Annotated in this window: 16 protein-coding genes; 9 read left to right on the top strand and 7 right to left on the bottom strand. The window is 60.6% G+C overall.

Annotated elements, in window-relative coordinates; all coding sequences use genetic code 11:
• Positions 1-31 precede the first annotated feature (31 nt).
• Together EGX79_10915 and EGX79_10910 are read right to left on the bottom strand one after the other, a co-directional pair.
• A complete protein-coding gene (locus EGX79_10915; GenBank protein ID AYX82636.1) occupies positions 32-628 on the bottom strand; it encodes a superoxide dismutase in 597 nt (198 codons plus the stop codon).
• Between the two features lie 136 nt (positions 629-764).
• Positions 765-2,741 carry a hypothetical protein gene (locus tag EGX79_10910; protein ID AYX82635.1) on the bottom strand — a complete coding sequence of 659 codons (1,977 nt, stop codon included), beginning with the start codon at positions 2,739-2,741 and terminating at the stop codon, positions 765-767.
• Between the two features lie 111 nt (positions 2,742-2,852).
• Between EGX79_10910 and EGX79_10905 the strand changes: the two genes are divergently transcribed.
• The 4 genes from EGX79_10905 to EGX79_10890 all read left to right on the top strand — a co-directional run bounded on the left by EGX79_10905 (position 2,853) and on the right by EGX79_10890 (position 7,863).
• The gene (locus tag EGX79_10905) at positions 2,853-3,800 is read left to right on the top strand and encodes an L-lactate dehydrogenase (protein AYX82634.1); all 948 of its coding nucleotides are present in this window, start codon (positions 2,853-2,855) and stop codon (positions 3,798-3,800) included.
• A gap of 138 nt (positions 3,801-3,938) precedes the next feature.
• Positions 3,939-5,900, top strand: a complete 1,962-nt coding sequence (locus EGX79_10900) for a pyruvate kinase (protein AYX82633.1) — start codon at positions 3,939-3,941, stop codon at positions 5,898-5,900.
• A gap of 118 nt (positions 5,901-6,018) precedes the next feature.
• Positions 6,019-6,897, top strand: a complete 879-nt coding sequence (locus EGX79_10895; protein ID AYX82632.1) for a hypothetical protein — start codon at positions 6,019-6,021, stop codon at positions 6,895-6,897.
• Between the two features lie 48 nt (positions 6,898-6,945).
• Positions 6,946-7,863, top strand: a complete 918-nt coding sequence (locus EGX79_10890; GenBank protein ID AYX82631.1) for a preprotein translocase subunit SecA — start codon at positions 6,946-6,948, stop codon at positions 7,861-7,863.
• A gap of 104 nt (positions 7,864-7,967) precedes the next feature.
• Here EGX79_10890 and EGX79_10885 read toward each other — a convergent pair whose 3' ends face one another.
• Positions 7,968-9,455, bottom strand: a complete 1,488-nt coding sequence (locus EGX79_10885) for a LytR family transcriptional regulator (protein AYX82630.1) — start codon at positions 9,453-9,455, stop codon at positions 7,968-7,970.
• Positions 9,456-9,502: 47 nt separating this feature from the next.
• On the opposite strand from EGX79_10885, the gene EGX79_10880 reads away from it, so the two are divergent.
• Positions 9,503-10,312, top strand: a complete 810-nt coding sequence (locus EGX79_10880; GenBank protein AYX82629.1) for a fructosamine kinase — start codon at positions 9,503-9,505, stop codon at positions 10,310-10,312.
• On the opposite strand, the gene EGX79_10875 is transcribed toward EGX79_10880, so the two are convergent.
• Positions 10,309-11,697 carry an amidase gene (locus EGX79_10875; GenBank protein ID AYX82628.1) on the bottom strand — a complete coding sequence of 463 codons (1,389 nt, stop codon included), beginning with the start codon at positions 11,695-11,697 and terminating at the stop codon, positions 10,309-10,311. The genes EGX79_10880 and EGX79_10875 overlap by 4 nt on opposite strands.
• Before the next feature lie 33 nt (positions 11,698-11,730).
• On the opposite strand from EGX79_10875, the gene pheA reads away from it, so the two are divergent.
• Together pheA and EGX79_10865 are read left to right on the top strand one after the other, a co-directional pair.
• A complete protein-coding gene (gene pheA, locus EGX79_10870) occupies positions 11,731-12,666 on the top strand; it encodes a prephenate dehydratase (protein AYX82627.1) in 936 nt (311 codons plus the stop codon).
• A gap of 3 nt (positions 12,667-12,669) precedes the next feature.
• Positions 12,670-13,461: a histidine phosphatase family protein gene (locus EGX79_10865; protein AYX82626.1), complete on the top strand. Its 792-nt coding sequence runs from the start codon at positions 12,670-12,672 to the stop codon at positions 13,459-13,461.
• 34 nt (positions 13,462-13,495) lie between these two features.
• On the opposite strand, the gene EGX79_10860 is transcribed toward EGX79_10865, so the two are convergent.
• The 3 genes from EGX79_10860 to EGX79_10850 form a co-directional block, all read right to left on the bottom strand.
• On the bottom strand, positions 13,496-14,041 hold the full coding sequence (locus tag EGX79_10860) for a DUF1707 domain-containing protein (protein ID AYX82625.1): 546 nt from the start codon (positions 14,039-14,041) through the stop codon (positions 13,496-13,498).
• 78 nt (positions 14,042-14,119) lie between these two features.
• Entirely contained in the window at positions 14,120-14,464 is a 345-nt protein-coding gene (locus EGX79_10855; GenBank protein AYX82624.1) for a metallopeptidase family protein, read from the bottom strand.
• Positions 14,465-14,511: 47 nt separating this feature from the next.
• Positions 14,512-15,783, bottom strand: a complete 1,272-nt coding sequence (locus EGX79_10850) for a hypothetical protein (protein AYX82816.1) — start codon at positions 15,781-15,783, stop codon at positions 14,512-14,514.
• 116 nt (positions 15,784-15,899) lie between these two features.
• Between EGX79_10850 and EGX79_10845 the strand changes: the two genes are divergently transcribed.
• The gene (locus tag EGX79_10845; GenBank protein AYX82623.1) at positions 15,900-16,550 is read left to right on the top strand and encodes a LysE family translocator; all 651 of its coding nucleotides are present in this window, start codon (positions 15,900-15,902) and stop codon (positions 16,548-16,550) included.
• A gap of 47 nt (positions 16,551-16,597) precedes the next feature.
• On the top strand, positions 16,598-17,869 hold the full coding sequence (locus EGX79_10840; protein ID AYX82622.1) for a serine--tRNA ligase: 1,272 nt from the start codon (positions 16,598-16,600) through the stop codon (positions 17,867-17,869).
• Positions 17,870-18,120: the final 251 nt, after the last annotated feature.

The raw sequence follows: 18,120 nt of genomic DNA, 5'->3' as shown, positions 1-18,120 counted from the left end.
CGCGTAAAAAGCCGCGCGCTGTTAGCTGAAATTACTTGGCAGCTGCGAACAGCTCTGCAGCGTAATCCCAGTTGAAGACGTTCCAGACAGCCTTGACGTAGTCAGCCTTGACGTTCTTGTACTGCAGGTAGAAAGCGTGCTCCCACATATCCAGCAGCAGAACCGGCTTCAGGTTGATGGACAGGTTGCCCTGCTGATCCGTCATCTGCTCAATAACCAGGCGCTCTGCAATGGTGTCGTAACCCAGAACAGCCCAGCCGGAGCCCTGCAGGCCCAGAGCAGCAGCGTTGAAGTGAGCCTGGAACTTCTCGAAAGAGCCGAAGTCGCGCTCGATAGCCTCAGCCAGCTCACCGGTCGGCTGGCCGCCACCGTTCGGGGACAGCAGCTTCCAGAACAGGGAGTGGTTGGTGTGGCCACCCAGGTTAAAGGCCAGGTCCTTGGACAGGCCGGTAACAGCTGCGAAGTCGCCGGACTCGCGAGCAGCAGCGAGCTTCTCCAGAGCAGCGTTGGCGCCGTTGACGTAATTAGCGTGGTGCTTGCTGTGGTGCAGCTCCATAATCTCGCCGGAGATGTGCGGCTCCAGAGCGTCGTAAGCGTAATCCAGCTCAGGAAGTTCGTACTTAGTCATTAGGAAAACTCCTCCTCAACACGTTTTTAGGTTGTGCCGTCGATGGTACTCAAGATGAGTGGATGCGCAACCATTTAAGCAATACAATTAATGCGAAATTCATAAAAAATGCTGTTCAGGGATATCTGTCACAAGTTTATGAACGCGGCGGCTGAGTGCGGCGAATCCACTTACTCACGCGCTTGAAGCGCATTCCGGCTGCGCCACCCAGGTCGTCGTCAAGCGGAATGTCGAGGATGGAAGCCCACGTTGGCAACATTTCTTCCTCGTACCGGTGGCCGTGACCACCGGGGACGGTGACGGAGGCGAGGCCGTCGATAAGCACCTGCCAGAAGGTGACGAACGGATGCCAGCGCATGGAGGGGAGAACATCGCGGCCGACGCGCTCTGCAAGCCAGTCGGGGCGGCGCCAGGCCAGTGGGTAATCCCACCAAACGATGGGGTCAGAGGCATGCTGCAGGAATGCGACGCGCGGGAATTCCCACGGCCCGAACTTGGTGCCATAGAAGGAGTGGTACAGCTCGTCGGGGCGCGTAGCGAAGCGGATGTTTCGCCCCTCGTCGATGACTGGAGCGATTTCCGGAGACCCCTTTGTCCGACGGTGCGTCAGCTCTTTCCACATCGCGGAGAACTGTGGTGCGCCCGTCCAGACAGCACCGTCGACGCGTGCGAGCATGTCAGCGGAATTCTCGAATGCGCCGAGACCGCCAAACCCGCCGAGGGATTCACCGGCGACGTAGACCTTTGGCCGGTCGTTCTCCGGCATCTTGTCGACTTCCTGCAACACCCGATGGATAAGGGTGTGGCCAGCCGCGATTGGGGTTTCGTGGTCCGTTAGCCATGCCACTGGGGAGGGGAGGTCAGAGTACTGCAGAGCGACAGTGGCGCAGTTGCCAAGGGTCAAGAACTCTGCAGCCTGCGCCGACCACGGTGGCACCCAACCGGTGCCGGTGGTGGTGAAGACAACCAGATGATCGCGCCGAAACGCGCCGGTGCGGTGCATCTCGCGGATGATGAGCTCCGCCTGTTCCCGCAGAGAACGACCTGGCACCTTGCCCGCATAAATGCGGATGGGTTCCTGCAGTTCGGAGAGCGGCTTGCCAGTGACCACCGCCAAATCTCGGGCACGGGGGCCTTCGGCGACGAAGACGCGCCCCTCGGCGCCGAGTGCGTACCACGGCTCCAAAGACCATGGACTCCCGGAACGTTCCGGCTCCCAGGGCTGCATGCGGCCTGGAACTACCAGGGTATTCAGGTATCGGGACTTCTTGGCGATGGACTCCAAAGTCCGACGGATAAGCAGTCGATCAATGCTGGCGGCCACGGCACCACCGACGATGGCACCGCTGAGAACCGGGGCGAGACCGCGCGGCAGCCAGGGGCGGAGGTTGTCCCGCAGTAAGTCATAGCCGCGATTGGCCAGCGCGGAGAGCCCCCGAGTGGTCAGGTAGAGACCACTGGCAATCATTGTGGAGGCGAACTGGCTGCGTGCGGATTCCTGCTCATCCTTGCCCACCAGGCGGCCAATTTCGCGCTGCTGGGAAATGGAGCGCAGCCACAGCGCCGCGGTGGTGGCCGTGGTGGCAACATGCCAGGTCACGGCCAGTGCGCGCTCGTGTCGAGGTGCCGGCGCAAAGCGGCTGAGCGGAGTGCTGGCCAGACGCCGCATCGTCGTGTTGTAGCCATAGCCGATAGCCACCCCGGTGACATGGCCCGCCAGCTGTGCCAGGAAGGTCACAGTAACGGTGGCGATCCGAGTACGCGGCATCAGCGAGGGGCTAAAGGCAGCCCATGACGCAATTTCTGCACCAATTAGACCGGGGTTGGAGGGAATGCCCGCTCGCAGTGCGCTGCGGATAGTGCCAGGGCCGGTACCTAGGAGACGTTCGCGAAAGACTTTGGTCGCCATCAGACTGCCGGTGCCGACTGCGCCCAGCGCTTTGGCCATGCCAGCTGTGCCAGCGACTCCTGTAATTCCCGTTCGCGCTGCTCGTGCAGCTCGCACTGTCCTGGTGGTTTCGATTGGCTGAGCTACAGGTGTGTTGCCCGTAGACGCAATCGAGGGCGCAATCGAAGTAAATGCGCGACGCAGGAATCCCATAACTCCCATCATGGCAAAATTTTTTCCACGGGGTTTATTCATCTCGCGCCAGTTTTCCGCACAAAGCGTAGCCTGTGGGGTGTCGCAACGTTTTCCGAATCGGTTGAGAAGGATCCGAGGGCTATGAAGCTATCCACAGGAAATAAGGTCGTGCTGATCGGCGCTGGCGACGTCGGCGTGGCATATGCGTACTCACTGGTCAACCAAGGCACTGTCGACCATTTGGCAATCATTGACATCGACGAAAAGAAGACGATGGGCAACGTCATGGACTTAAACCATGGCGTCGTGTGGGCGTCGTCGCGCACCAAAGTCACTCAGGGCACGTACGCCGACTGTGACGATGCCGCGCTGGTAGTCATCTGTGCAGGCGCAGCACAAAAGCCCGGCGAGACTCGCCTACAGCTGGTGGACAAGAACATGAAAATTATGAAGTCCATCGTCGATTCCGTCATGGCCAGCGGTTTTGATGGGCTCCTACTGATCGCCTCCAACCCCGTCGACGTACTCACATACGCCGCGTGGAAGTACTCCGGGCTGCCACACAACCGTGTCTTCGGCTCCGGCACCATCCTGGACACCGCACGTTTCCGTTACATGCTGGGTGAATACTACGATGTTTCCCCGATGAGCGTGCACGCATACATCATTGGTGAACACGGCGACTCCGAGCTGCCGGTGTTGTCCAGCGCCAACGTTGCAGGCGTCAGTCTGTCCAAGCGCCTCGCCGCCGACCCCACGCTTCACGACGAGCTGGAGGACATCTTCATCCGAACCCGTGATGCCGCCTACGAGATTATCGATGCCAAGGGCTCCACTTCCTACGGAATCGGTATGGGGCTGGCCCGCATTACGCGCGCCATTTTCCAGAACCAAGAGGTAGCTCTGCCGGTCTCCGCATACTTGCAAGGTGAATACGGTCATGAGGACGTGTTCATCGGAACACCAGCCATTGTGAACCGTCGAGGAATTCGCCGCGTTATCGAGCTTGAGCTGGACGAATACGAAAAGAAGCAGCTGGACAAGTCCATTCAGACGCTCCGAGATGTGCAGGATCCATTCTGGAAGTAACTGCTGGTAGCGAGAGTAGATGTCTTCTCGACATGCGCTTTCGGCCGTCTCATTTGAGAATGAGAATGCCCACCTTCTATTGGCCCGCGTGGCCGACTCTGGCCAACGCTTCGTCTTCAACACAGGAGTGCCTTCTCTATGGCAGCGCAGAGCCCTCAAGACACAGCAACTGACAACACTGAAAGCGGCGCGGCCGTACCGCGTCTGGATGACCTCATCAGCAAGGTCACTGATCTGATCACAGAGTTGGACGACGTCTCGGTGGAGGCTTCTGCACTGCTCGCAGAGGTGCCGGAAGAGCGCCGTCGGCACGCGGAAAACCTGCTGCACTACGCACACCTGCGCACAATTGACATCCGTGAGCTGCAAAACAGCTTGCACGACCTCGGCGTGACCAGTCTGACCACGGTGGAGACTTTCACCCGGGGGCGCCTTGAGCTCGCTCTCAACGCGCTGTTGGCGCTGGCGGGGCGCACCTCAGACATCGATGTCGCCCGCATTATTGCCGACGATGAGCGCGCGGATATTGCCCTGGATAACAACGCCACCGAGCTGTTCGGTCAGGAGCGCGCGGATGTCACTTCGCACATTATGGTGACCCTGCCCGCCGAGGCCGCCGACGATGCAGAGTTGGTGGAGAGCTTCGCTGCCGCTGGCATGGATCTCGCTCGCATCAACTGCGCCCACGACGGACCTGAGCAGTGGAGCCGCATGATTGACAACGTCAATGCTGCAGCTGAGAAGGCCGGTCGCCGCATCTTCGTGTCCATGGATCTGGCTGGTCCGAAGCTGCGCACGGGCGATATCGAACCGGGGCCGCGTGTGGGGCGCGCCCGTGTTGTGCGTGACGACGCTGGCACGGTCATCTCCAAGTCCAAGATTTGGCTGACTCCGCGACTGGATGAGCACCCCAAGCCAGCTCCGAGCGATTTGCCGGGGCGTCCCGCACTGCCGTTGGAAGCAGATCAGGGGTGGTTGGAACAGCTGCAGCTTGACGATGTCATTACGCTGCATGACTCCCGCTCGGCGAAGCGTCACTTCACTGTTGTGCGCATCGACACCGACTCCGAGGGCGAGGTCGAGGCTGTCCTCGCCGAGGGCGAAAAGAACGCCTGGATTGCCGAGGGAACACACCTGCGCAGCAACTACGAGGTCACGCGCGCTGGTGGCGTGCCACCGACCGTGCAAAAGCTGCGCTTCCACACCGGTGATGAGTTTATTCTCACCAGCCGCGAGGAAATCACCACCATTCCACGCACTGACGATGAAATTCCACGCGTCTCCTGTTCGCTGCCGTCTGCCGTGGCGGCTCTGAAGCCGGGCAATCCGGTGCTTTTCGACGACGGTGCGCTCGGCGCTGAGGTGGTTGAGGTCTCCGAGACGTCGTCAAGCGAAGATAGTCACGTCGATGCCCGGCTGCGTGTCCTGCGTACGAAGCCGAATGGTCAGCCGCTGGCGGCGCATAAGGGCATCAATCTGCCGAACACCGACCTGCCACTCAATTCGCTTACCGACGAAGACATTGAGCACCTGCGCTTTGTGGTGGAGCATGCGGATATTGCTGCGGTGAGCTTTATTCGCACGCAGGGGGATGCTGAGTACGTTTACAAGGTGCTCGATGAGATTGCGGCGGAACATGAGGCTGCGGGCCGCGAGGACCTGGCGTCGAAGGCTCGGAACCTGGGTGTTGTGCTGAAGATTGAGACTATTCCGGCATTCCAGAATCTGCCGGGAATCATCATCGCCAGCATGAAGCGCGCCAAGTCCGGTCTGATGATTGCTCGTGGTGACCTGGCTGTGGAGCTGGGCTTCGACCGTATGGGTGAGGTCCCAGGCCAGATTCTGACGCTGGCGCAGGCAGCCGGTGTGCCGACCATTCTGGGTACTCAGGTGCTGGAGAACATGGCCAAGGCCGGCCTGCCGTCCCGCGCGGAGATTACCGATGCGGCCTTCGCCCTGCGTGCCGAGTGCGTGATGCTGAACAAGGGGCCGCACATTACCGAGGCCATCGCGATTTTGAACAACCTGGCCCGGAAGATGGGACGTTCGCAGCGTAAGAGCCGCATCATGCTGCGGAAGATTCGCAGCTGGTCGGACTAGTGGCTGGGGTAGGGGCCGGGCTAGTTTAGGTAGGTTAGGGGGAGCGCACTTAAAAACACCGTGGGAGAAAAGACTGCGGAAGAAGCCGGCCGCGCGTACGAGAGGAGCCCTGCGGAAAATGTCTAATGAACAGGCAGAAAACGCGGGGTGGGCTGTGCCGCCGCAGTCTCCAAAACAGCAGCCACAGCAGTCCCCACCTCAGGTGGTGCTGCCACCGCAGCAGAGCTGGCAGCCGACTGTCTCGGATTCGGCCATCACAGGTGCGACGCCGCGCTGGAAGGCCGATGAGATTGTTCGCAAGCGTGCGGACAGTGTCTTTCGATGGGCAATGAGCGGCGCTGGCGTATTCGCCGCATTTACCGTATTCATCTGGATGAGCATTCTGAGTCCAGGTCAGGATCTGGTGGTTTCCCTCCTCGGCGAACTGGGAGCATGGGCTTTCGGTCTCTGCGGAATGGTTTCCCTCATTGGGCTGGGTTTTTCGGTCTACAAGACCCTCCAGGTGCTGCGTGACCGCGCAACGTATGCCCGCCCACTGCTGTCGCGCACGGCAACGGATGTGCGCACGATGCACATGTGGCCAGTGCGCAACATCACGGGGCCCGTGGTCGCGTTGGCTGAAACAGGAGTCACTGCCGTAATGGGGCCAGGTCGCTTTATCTGGTATCTGGCCTGCGTTTTGTGGCCCCTTGCAACGGGTTGGTTTATCGCTGCCGACGTGTCCAGGACGTACTTCCAGGCCGGAATCATCACTGTTTTAGCTTGTGTGACAACTGCCCTTACGGCGCGGCTACTCCGCTACGTGTTGGCTCCCGAGGAAGTGCATCGCAACATTCCCGTTGGGGCAGGTCGCGAGCGCACCCAGCCCGGTTTTTGGTCCAAGGGCTTCATCCCCAGCGAAGCTACCGATGAACAGGGGGAGGCGGGCGCGTTGGCCGTCGACAAGCAGCTTTTCGAAGGAACGGCGAGCGAATTCGTCGACGATTTTTATAAGTAGCCCAGGCAGTCGCGAATTACGGACTGCGAATAGGTATTCTGTGGCCTTGTGGGAAAGAAATCTCGTAAGAAGAATAATCAGGCCCCGGAGGGCATGAGCCGCCGTCAGGCGAAGCTGGCAGCCCGCGCTGCTGAGCGTGCAGCGTTGCTGGGCAATCCGCGTCCGTTCAAGGACTTCGACGAAGAGGCTGACATCGTGGCTGTCCGCGAGTTCGCACCGGCTGTGGTCATTCCGGTCACGGTCGCTGACGCTGAGCGTGACATCAAGGTCTGCACCGTGCTGCCGGGTGGCGTAGCCGCACTGACGCGTGCCGCTGACCAGGGCAATGAGGCTTTCGTCGCGCTGCAGACGCAGACTCGCACCAATGACGGCGCTGCGGATCTCTCCCGTGCGCTGGCGTGGGCTCGCGACGCAGAGTCGGGTCAGCAGCTCTCCGCCGCTACTGACGGCGAGGCTGCACCGCTTACCGACGTCCTGACCGCCGTGGATCTCGACAACATGGAGGTCCACCAGGACTTCGAGTGGTGGATTCCCAAGGGCATTGAACGCACCCCGATGATCGAGCAGAACCTGGCCGTGGCTAACGACGCGATTCTCCCGTCATACCGCCTGGACGCGAAGGTCGCTGGCGCTGTGTGGTGGATTGATCCGGGCGAGCGCGCTCACATCCGCTGGGTGCGCCGTGAAGATGAGAAGCCACTGCTGGACGCCTTGGCACGCGTGCACGCTGCGGACAACCTTTCGCTGGGAGAGGGCACTAAGTTCGCTGGTGTCTTCCGCACCGATGGCCTGCTGGTGCCGGTCTGGGACCTGGATAACACCAAGCCGCACGACCACTGGATTGCTGCCGTGGAAGAGGCCGACAAGCGTATCGCTGAGGCGCTGGCCAGCGAAGAGCCGCTGACCGCCGAAGAGCGCAAGTCCCGTGAGACCATCGTGTCCCGTCAGGTGACCATTCGGAACTAGGCGTAGCTGGTTTAAGAACTAACGCGTGTGGCTCAGCAAAATGCTAAGTCACACGCGTTAGTTGTCTCGAAAGCTATCCGAAGCTGTTTTAGCTGCCCTCTTGGCTATCTCAGCTCCGCAAAAAGTGCTGGCGCTTCGACTTCGTCCCAGAGCAGCACATTGCCCGCATAACCGGTATCCATGGCGCCTGAGGTAGGCACGGTAAGGGAATCGGAACCGAAGAGCATGCGCAACATCAGCCAGGTCAGATGCCAGACATGGTCACCATCGCCGACGAACACGGCCTTAGTGCCAGCATTGGCCAGGCGAATCCAGCGGTAGGGGTTGAGCCATACCGCAGGTGATTTCAGCCGTCCCATCAGCGCACTCATGAATTCACGCTGCCGCTCTACGCGGTCCAAGTCTCCCTGGGCGGTAGCACGCGTGCGCACGTAACCCAGGGCGCCCGCGCCGTCGAATTTCTGGCAACCGGCCTGGATATTCAGGCCTGCCAGCGGATCGTCGATGGCTTCTTCAGGGCACATCTCGATACCACCGACAGCGTCGACGACACCGGCGAAACCGCCAAAGCCAATTTCGGCGTAGTGGTCGATGTGAATTCCAGTGTTTTTCTCTACAGTGTCGATGAGTAGCTGGGGGCCACCAAATGCGAATGCCGCATTGATCTTGTTCTTGTCATTGCCCGGGATATCCACGAAGGAGTCACGCGGGATACTGACCAACTTCGGCTTACCGAGCACCGGAATGTGGGCAATCATGATGGTGTCGGTGCGCTGGCCGAAATCACCACTGCCCGTCGACAGCTTGGCGGCATCTTCCTCTGACAAGCCCGTACGAGAGTCCGAACCGACAAGCAACCAGTTGGAGGACATCGTATTGGCAGGGCGATCTGCCAGACCGGAGAACGCATCGACCCTGGTCAGGCGGATGTCGACAAGTGCCATTGTGACGACAAGGAAGATGACGAGAAGCAGGATGATGGATTTAAAGCGCAAGCGTGGCAGTCGCAAGCGTGGCATGCGGAACCCAGACCTGACGCCGGCGCCGCCACGACTGCCACGGCGTCCACCACGGCCAGAACTCGCTGCTTGTGGGGCACTGTAGTAGTCCTGTGACGAGCCGTGCGAGGAAGATTGGAAATCCGCATCCGGGTTATATCCGGGCGGGGGAAACCGCGGATCGCTGCCAGCGCGTCCGCTACCGGCCCGGTTCACCGGTGGACGGGACTCAATGCGCGTTTCGTTCAGTGGCGCCTGCCGACGTTCCGGTTGCGGCCTAGACCTGCGCGGAGGCATAGGCGCTGGGCGGGCTGCCCCTGCCCTAGATGGGCGGTCGGAACGGGGCGGGATGGGGCGTCGTGAAGCGCCACGCGAATCGGCCTCACGGGGGCGGGCATGCTTCGGCGACGCCTCGTCCACACGGCGGTAGATGGGGCGGCCATAGCGATCTTTAAGCGGCCTACCGTATCGGTCGCGGGCAATGCGCGAGTCGTCGAAGTTGCCTTCCATACCAATAAAGAATAGGCAACGACAGTGGACTAAGAGAACCGAGACAGCAATACAAGTCTTGGTAGCGCTGGCGTTACCCTGCATGCGACGTGCTGAAAGGGGTTGGGAACGAAGAAGAATATGCTGGAAATATGTCCGCAATGAACCAGAACAACGAACGTGCAGTCAACGAGTCGGATGTTTATGTCAAGAGCCGGCATGGTGTCCCTAGGGATTTCTTCGCCTGTGAGGCGGCGGGGCTGGGTTGGCTGCGCGAGGGTGAAGCTGACGGCGGTGCGCGCGTAGTGGAGGTGCTGGGCGTGAGCGGGCATGCGCTGAAATTGCGTCGAATTGAGTCGACGGTGCCGACTCCGCAGGCAGCGTACGATTTCGGAAAATCGTTGGCCATTACCCACAATCTGGGCGCTGCTGGCTGGGGTGCCGGCCCCGATGGGTGGGAGGGGCACGGTTACTTCGGTCCACTGGATCAGCCCCTGCAGATGGACCTGACTCCACGGGAGAGCTTCGGTGAATACTGGGCCAAAGGGCGTCTGCTGCCAGCGCTGGGAAAGTTGGAAAGCTCCTACAATAACCGTCAGCTAGATATCTTTGACCAGCTCATTGAGCGCCTCTTGGCTGGGGATTTCGACAACGAGCCAGATGCTGCGCGTGTCCACGGTGACCTGTGGTGGGGAAACCTTATGTGGGATGCAGACGGCGCGATCTTGATTGACCCCGCGGCGCACGGCGGAGCCCGCGAGGAAGATCTGGCACTGCTGGCGCTATTCGGGGCAACGCATTTCGACGAGATCTTGCGTGGCTACGAATCCGTACATCCGCTGCCGGATTTCGCCGAGAGCTGCGAACTCCATCAGCTCTACGCCGTGCTCATGCACGCGGTGCTTTTTGGTGGCGGATACGCCGGACAGGCGGCGGCAATGGCGGCGAAGTACGTGCGCTAGTTGGCGTTAGCAGCCTCCAGCACGCTAGCCATCTCCAGTAGCTCTGCCTCGCCGCAGCGCACCGCACCGATATTGACGCTGGTGGCGGGGTGCACTGTGCTGGCGCTGGCACCGCTCGTACCCGGCACAGCAATCGGCACCGACACACTCGCCCACCCAGTCAGATTCCACAGCGACAACCACGGTGTCCACCGGGTTTGCTCGTCAAAGTCCTCCGACGGCGCCAACGCAGAGAAATGCCCAATACGCGGCGGATCAAACGCCAGCGTTGGCGTAATCACCGCATCGACTTCCCAACGCGACCGAATCGCGCCGGGCAGAGCCATCCGCTGCTGATGTGTCGCCGTCGCCTCCGCTGCGGAAATCTCCTGGCCACAGGCTCGAATCCACTGCACAATCTCGGAGTAGTCCGCGCGCGGCAATTTCGTGGCCATTCGCGTGATGGTCCGTCGAAAAATCTCGAACACGTCCGGACCTGCCGGATCGTAGGGGCTGGGCACTTCCACCACGTCGTACCCGGCGTCGGCAAGACGGTCAGCCGCCGCCCACGCACCGTTTGCCCAGCGCTTATCGACGTCCACCTCAGCATGAAAAGGGCTGACAGTGACACCGATGCGAAGGGGACGCTGGAAACGTCGGAAAACATGCGGGGTTGAGGAAAGTGGCACCCCGGCCAGTAGCGCTGCGTCATCGACTGTGCGAGTGAGGAAGGCGGGCGTGGAGAGATTTCCACCCGCAATATCGTGTGCTGGCTTCAACCCAACGAGGCCACAGCAGGCGGCGGGCACACGGATAGAACCGCCGCCGTCAGAGCCCAGAGCTGCGGGAACGACACCAGTTGCGACAGCCACCGCGCTGCCGCCCGAGGAACCGCCGGGAGTGCGTGGCGTGGTATCCGGCTGATTGGACAGCTGATTGGGCGTGGCGAAGTAGGGGTTTTCTGGGGCCGGGTAGCCAATCGGCTCGGTGTAGGCCGTCATCCCGACCTCGGAGGTGTGCGTTGTCGCCGTGAGGACCGCGCCGCGAGCCAGCAGTTTCGCCACGGGTTCCGAGGTTTCGGTGGCGGTGAAAGCCAAGTTGGTCGAGCCCATCGTGCATTCGACACCAGCGATGGTGAATAGGTCCTTGATTGCCACTGGCAGACCTAGGAGGTCACGCGGGAGTCCGTGGCTAGCGCGCCGGGCGGGTTCGGATTCGGCAGTGAGGCTGCGCGCGCGGTCGACAGCGTGCTCGGCCAAGGACGTGGCAATACCGAAACGGGCGGGATTGGTCGCGGCGTCGTCGGCAAGCGTGGCGAATTCCGAAACGATCTCCGATACCGAGATTGCGCCACTGCGCACGGCTTCAGTGAGGGCGCGGGCGGGCATCTCGGAAGAAAAGGTCATGCAATAAGTGTAGAAGCCCTCTAATCTGAGCTTATGACGACGGTTACTTATTTGGGTCCTGCGGGCACATTCACCGAGCAGGCGCTGTGGGACATGGCGCGTGCTGGCGAGATTGATCCGGCAGGGGAATCCGCGGTCAATGCGGTGCCGGTGGATAGTCCCGCGGCCGCGCTTGGAGCCGTGCGCCGAGGGGAAGCGGACTTTGCCTGCGTGGCTATCGAAAGCAGCGTGGACGGTCCCGTCACACCAACTTTTGATGCCCTCGCTGCTGGGCCGGAGCTGCAGGTTTTCCGTGAAACCGAGGTCGGGGTGGTCTTCTCTATCCTGGTCCGTCCCGGTACGACGGCGGAACAGGTGCGTACTTTTACGACACATCCTGTGGCGTATCCGCAGGTCAAACAGTGGGTGGATGCCAACCTTCCGGGCGTGGAAGTTCATCAGGCCAGCTCCAATGCGGCGGCGGCTCACCAGGTCGCCGAGGGTACCCACGACGCTTGCGCTGCCCCGGCCCGCGCGGGTGAGCTGCTCGGACTTGAGGCGCTGGCCACTGAGGTCGCCGACGTGCGCGGTGCCCGAACCCGTTTCCTGCTGGTGGGGCGCCCTGGTGTGCCGACGCCGCGCACCGGTGCCGACCGGACCTCGGTCTCCTTCACGCTGCCGAACCAGCCCGGCACACTGATGCGCGCCATGAATGAGTTCGCAGTGCGACAGGTCAACCTCACCCGCATCGAGTCGCGGCCGACACGAGAGCTCTTCGGCCTCTACCGCTTCTACATTGACTGCAACGGCCACGTTGATGATGCACAGGTTGCGGCGGCTCTCGCGGCACTGCACGAATACGCCGAAGACCTGCGGTATCTGGGATCTTGGCCGGTCGCTGAGGGCGGTCGCCGCAGCATTATGACCCCGCCGCCGGATATCTCCCAGTCAATTGAATGGGTCGACGCGCTCAAGGAAGGACGAAGGTAAAACATGACACCCGCCGCGCCCGAAAATCCAGTTGGACAGCTGCCTTTCCTCGATGACCGCCCAGACCGCCCTGAATCTGTCATGCCGGTTGATTCCCAGCGCATCATTTTCATCCGCCACGGGCAGACCACCGGCAACATCAACCGCCGCCTGGATACCGCATTGCCGGGCGCACCGCTCACCGACCTCGGTGTGAGGCAGGCGCGCAGTCTGGGACGTCTTTTGCTTCCCGACGTCCACAGAATCGGTGACATCGTCACATCCCATGCCCTGCGTGCACGCCAAACTGGTGCAGGCGCGGTCGCGAGTCTGCACCGCCTGGGAGAGACTTCCGTTCGCATCCGCCATGAGGGTGGTCTCCACGAGATTCAGGCCGGCGACCTTGAGGGGCGCAATGATCGCGATGCGCACATGGAGTACATGCGCGCCTTCTACCAGTGGCTCAATGGGGAGCTGGAGTATCGTCTTCCCGGCGGTGAATCCGGTGCTGACGTGCTGAACCGATACCTGCCGACGCTACAGCAGCTGCTGGAGCAGGCAGGAGCGACAGGTGGTGAATCCAAGGAGTCCAGGGAGGGCAGCAGCAAGGATGTCGTCATTGTCAGCCACGGCGCGGCTATTCGTCTGATTGGGCAGTATCTGACCGGGGTGGATCCGGAATACGCACTGCGACACCGCATTGCCAATACCGAGCGAATTGAGCTGGTTCCGAACGCAGCGGCCGTCGGCAAGCGTGCTGGCATTGAACCGCGCGCGTGGGATGTGCGTCGCTGGGGCGACAGCGAGTTGCCCTAGAAGGGAGCGAAACGGCGACCGTTACTGCTGACCGTTACTGCTGGCCTTCCTGAATCTCGCGGCGCTTCTGCGCTGCCAGGCGTAGGCGTTCCGTGCGACGCTTGGATTCCTCTTCGTTGATTTCGTTGAGGAGCTCTTCTTCGTCATCATTGATGTTCAAGGCGGCGCGCCCGATAAGGGCAACGGCCGCAGCGACGATGAAGCCGAGCCACGCGTTATCGATATTGGTGAAAAACATCAGAACGATAGTGACACATACGATAACGCCTGCAGCAGAATCAACAATGTTGAGCTGGCGGCCCTTTTTCATCAGGTTTTGCAGCTCTTGATCGACACTTTGATGCTGCGGATTAGCCGGGGTGCCCTGTGAACTCTCGGGGGAGACCTCAGCGGGCAGGTCCGCGAAGAGAGTTTGCAGTTCTGCCCGAGTTTTAGCGGAAGCAGCACTTTCGGCGCGTTTGGAGAACTCATCGACATCCAAGTAGCCATCAGCGAAATGATTGCCGAGACGCTCCATGGCAGCGTTGCGCTCCCTGTCGCCGACCCTGATTTCTGGCTTCTCGCTCGAGTTGTCGCTCATGGTTATTAAGGCTACAGGGAAGAAGAGGGGAGGGGACAGCATCGCGAGAGGGACGAGACCGTGCACGGCGGGACAAACTTATCCGTAGCCGAGTCGGTCCAGATCCTCCTCCTCGAGGCCGAAATAATGCCCGATCTCATGCAGGAGAGTGACCCGAATCTGCTCCACCAGCTCCTCTTCGGTGCGGCTGATGCGGCAGAGCATGTCGCGATACAGGCTGATTTGGTCAGGCGGACCCCAGTGGTTGTTAGAACGCTCGGTCAGAGGTATGCCCTCGTAGAGGCCCAGCAGTGTGGGTTCGTCGAGGTTATACGGGTGGACCTGGATGATGACCTGATCGAGCTGGTCGAGAAACTGCGTGGGGATGCGGTCGATGGCCTCATCGACAAGTGCATCGAACCGCTCCGGGCTAACGTCAACCATTTATGGTGCTGCCTCGCAATGTCCTCTTGTTTTACTGGCCGATTGTTCTATTGTCCGGCGGGAGCGACTGCGTTATCCGCAGCGCCTGCTCCTGCGCCAGTACCGTCGGCACCGACCTCACCGACGTCACCTGTGCCAGCGCCAGCGCCAGCGTCACCCTGCTCCTCCCGCAGCGGATTGCGCGGTGGCGGAGCTACGGGCGGCTGGCCGTCGATAGTGAAGGACTCGTTAGCGTGGCCGTTGAGAGTGGAGAACCCGCCCTGGCCATTGTCCTTAATCAACCAGCAGTTCACACTGCGCGAGCCGGCATTGAGCGACTCCTGCGACAGTGATGTCCAAAATGGCAGCAGCGTGGAGTTATACAGCGGGTCGTCACCGCCGAGGTAATTCTGCGCGAGAGTCACACACTGTTCCGCGAGCACATCATTTTGCTCCTGGTCAGTGGGGACGTTGTCACCGAAATGGTCGCGGAGATTGACAACTCCCGTCGACTCCATCAGATGATCTTCCACGCACGGCACCTGGCGGATGGCGCCGTTTTCGTCCAATGTCACGCAGCGGCCGCCCTCGAACACGCGGGACTGGTCCTGCCCGGCCGCAGGACCGGACATGTGCGCCGTGTTGCCGTCTTCATCGACGACCTGGATACCGCACAGGAAGGTTCGGTCACCCTTTTCCCACTGGCTAGGTGAAGGAATGATCGGCGCCGTGATAAATCGACCGTCTGGATCGTACTGGCCGCCCAGGTATTCAGTCACAGTGTTGCGACACACGCCATTTTGCAGAGCCACCAAATTGTCCGCTGTCGGGTAGTTGGCAGTTTTGGCGTATTGCCCCGGATGTTCCTCGTAATCGGCGAGATTCAGTTTCTTGGCGACCTCATAAGCGTGCGGCTGCTCACAGGGCACGACGCGGAAGTCAGAAACATTCAAATCTTCTGCCAGATTCCAGTCCAGACAGTTGCCCGCGGTTGCGCTGGTGAACGCCGTCGTCTCCTTGTCGACGATGGTCGTCGTTGTCGACGATGACGCGCTTGCCGACGAACCCTTGCCCCCAAGTGGCCCACTCGGTGGCTCGATGACTCCCGCTTGCAGCGCGAATGCCATTCCCGCGGCGCCAACCAGCATTGCCGTCGACAAAGCGCGCATTCCCCAGCTTCCACGGGAGTTATTCGAAGCGTTGGCATCGTTGCCGGCTGCGGAGGATGCACCAGCGCTGGCATCTGCGCCAGTACCTGCACCGGAGTCAGTGTCTGTGGCGGCAGCGTGCTCGCGATCCTGGTTCATATTGTCATCAGCCATAGTGACCCCATTGTGCACCGCCAATGAGCCTGTGGACAAGGTAACGCTCTGTCCGAGTTTGCGGTCCGAGTTTGCTCAATAACTTCAGGCACTACAATAGTCCGGTATTTGTTCGCTACCCGAGGACACGAGTCTTGACCTGGACTGCACTACTCAGCCTGCTGGGCGTCCACATTATTGGTATGGCCTCACCAGGGCCTGACGTCTTCTTAATCCTGCGCCTTGCCACCAAATCCCGAAAGCACGCGATCGCAGCGGTTGCGGGTATCAGTACTGGCGCCACTATCTGGATGACCCTCACAGTTTTTGGGTTCGCAGCTGTCATCACCGCCAATCCTTTGCTGATGGGCGTAATCCAGCTTGTCGGTGGCTGTTATCTCATTTACATGGGTATCAGTATGGCCAAGGCAGGCATCAATACTCTCCGCGAACTGCGCGCCGGTGCCGCACCAGCCCTGGGAAGCGAGGCGCTCCGGTCGCCGAAGGCGACGTTCCGCCAGGGCTTTTTCACCAACATGTCGAACCCGAAGATTGTTCTCTTCCTCGCGGCAGTGCTTTCACAGTTCATTCCCGCAGGCGCATCCGTGGGGACGCTTGTGCTTTGTACGTTGGTGCTAATCGTCTCCCAAATCGCTTTCTTCCTATTTATCGCAATCGTGGTGTCGACGGATGCCGTCGTCAAGCGAATGGTGCTGGCAGGGCCGTGGATTGACACTGTCGCCGGCGTGATCTTCCTCGTCCTCGGCGCGCTGCTGGTCGCCTCAGGAGCGGAAGCGGCACTCTAGCAAGCCTTGTGCCTGCTTGCCGACGTAAACCAGGTACTCTAGGGGACGTGATTGATCTCAAATTTCTTCGCGAAAACCCTGAAGTAGCCCGCGAGTCCCAGCGCACCCGTGGTGAGGACCCGGCATTGGTCGATCAGCTGCTGGAAGCTGACGCTAAGCGCCGTGAGGTTATTGCCTCCACCGACGCGCTGCGTTCAGAGCAGAAGGGCTTCGGCAAGAAGATTGGTCAGGCGTCGAAGGAAGAGCGCCCGGCCATGCTGGAGAAGGCCAAGGAGCTTTCCGACGCCGTGAAGGCAGCCGAAGCGGAGCAGAAGGAAGCCGAGGCTGAGGTCGAGCGCCTGCAGTACCTGATTGGCAACATCGTTACGGGTGCGCCCGCCGGCGGCGAAGATGACTTTGTCGTGCTGGAGGAAATCGGTGAGATTCCACAGTTCGACTTTGAGCCCAAAGATCACCTGGACCTCGGTGAGTCGCTGGGTCTTATTGATATGGAGCGTGGCGTCAAGGTCTCCGGTTCCCGCTTCTACTTCCTGACCGGTTACGGTGCCATGCTGCAGTTGGCCATGATGAACCTGGCTGCTCAGAAGGCAACTCAGAATGGCTTCCAGCTGATGGTGCCGCCGGTGCTGGTTCGTCCGGAGACCATGTCGGGTACTGGCTTCCTCGGTGCGCACTCCGATGAGATCTACTACCTGCAGGAAGATGACCTCTACCTGGTCGGTACCTCGGAAGTCGCGCTGGCCGGCTACCACTCCAACGAGATTATTGACCTGTCGGAGGGGCCGCGTCGCTACGCTGGTTGGTCTTCCTGTTTCCGTCGTGAAGCGGGCTCTTACGGCAAGGACACCCGCGGTATCCTGCGCGTACACCAGTTCGACAAGCTGGAGATGTTCTCCTACTGTCCGCCGGAGCAGGCGGAGGCAGAGCACCAGAAGCTGCTGAACATGGAGCGCGAGATGCTGGCCGCGGTCGATGTTCCGTACCGCATCATCGATGTTGCTGGTGGTGACCTGGGTGCATCGGCTGCCCGCAAGTTCGATACCGAGGCATGGGTGCCGACGCAGAACACCTACCGCGAGTTGACCTCGACTTCGAACTGCACGACTTTCCAGGCTCGTCGTTTGAAGACCCGCTACCGCGATGCCGATGGCAAGTCTCGGTACTGCGCCACCCTAAATGGCACGCTGGCCACGACGCGTTGGCTGGTCGCCATTCTGGAAAACCACCAGCAGGCCGATGGTTCTGTGGTGATTCCGGAGGCGCTGCGCCCGTTCATGATGGGCAAGGAAGTTCTCGAGCCGGTTAAGCGAGCCGGTTAAGCGAGCCGGTTAAGCAGGTGCGGCCCCGCCCCAGTTCATCCGCGACTTCACGACACCTATGTCACCTCATGCCACCTCCACAGCTGGCATGAGGTGACGCCTGTGTCGTGAAGTGGCTTTTTTCAGGCGTGACTTGTTTAGCTGCGCTAAAAAATTAATTGGGGGATTGAGAAGGTAAAAACACCAGGAAGGTTGAGAGTAGAAACACAACCGAAAACACAACTGAACCAGGGGGATAGCCTCACTCGAGG

Source organism: Corynebacterium jeikeium, from assembly GCA_003955985.1.
GTDB lineage: Bacteria > Actinomycetota > Actinomycetes > Mycobacteriales > Mycobacteriaceae > Corynebacterium > Corynebacterium jeikeium_D.
Note: the sequence above shows the minus strand (reverse complement) of the source record. Positions and strands in the feature narration are given on the sequence as shown.

What these genes read in the sequence shown, in the direction of transcription:
- EGX79_10915 (AYX82636.1), bottom strand. Translation starts at nt 628, where the DNA reads ATGACTAAGTACGAACTTCCTGAGCTGGATTACGCTTACGACGCTCTG.
- EGX79_10910 (AYX82635.1), bottom strand. Translation starts at nt 2,741, where the DNA reads ATGATGGGAGTTATGGGATTCCTGCGTCGCGCATTTACTTCGATTGCG.
- EGX79_10905 (AYX82634.1), top strand. Translation starts at nt 2,853, where the DNA reads ATGAAGCTATCCACAGGAAATAAGGTCGTGCTGATCGGCGCTGGCGAC.
- EGX79_10900 (AYX82633.1), top strand. Translation starts at nt 3,939, where the DNA reads ATGGCAGCGCAGAGCCCTCAAGACACAGCAACTGACAACACTGAAAGC.
- EGX79_10895 (AYX82632.1), top strand. Translation starts at nt 6,019, where the DNA reads ATGTCTAATGAACAGGCAGAAAACGCGGGGTGGGCTGTGCCGCCGCAG.
- EGX79_10885 (AYX82630.1), bottom strand. Translation starts at nt 9,455, where the DNA reads ATGCAGGGTAACGCCAGCGCTACCAAGACTTGTATTGCTGTCTCGGTT.
- EGX79_10880 (AYX82629.1), top strand. Translation starts at nt 9,503, where the DNA reads ATGTCCGCAATGAACCAGAACAACGAACGTGCAGTCAACGAGTCGGAT.
- EGX79_10875 (AYX82628.1), bottom strand. Translation starts at nt 11,697, where the DNA reads ATGACCTTTTCTTCCGAGATGCCCGCCCGCGCCCTCACTGAAGCCGTG.
- pheA (AYX82627.1), top strand. Translation starts at nt 11,731, where the DNA reads ATGACGACGGTTACTTATTTGGGTCCTGCGGGCACATTCACCGAGCAG.
- EGX79_10865 (AYX82626.1), top strand. Translation starts at nt 12,670, where the DNA reads ATGACACCCGCCGCGCCCGAAAATCCAGTTGGACAGCTGCCTTTCCTC.
- EGX79_10860 (AYX82625.1), bottom strand. Translation starts at nt 14,041, where the DNA reads ATGAGCGACAACTCGAGCGAGAAGCCAGAAATCAGGGTCGGCGACAGG.
- EGX79_10855 (AYX82624.1), bottom strand. Translation starts at nt 14,464, where the DNA reads ATGGTTGACGTTAGCCCGGAGCGGTTCGATGCACTTGTCGATGAGGCC.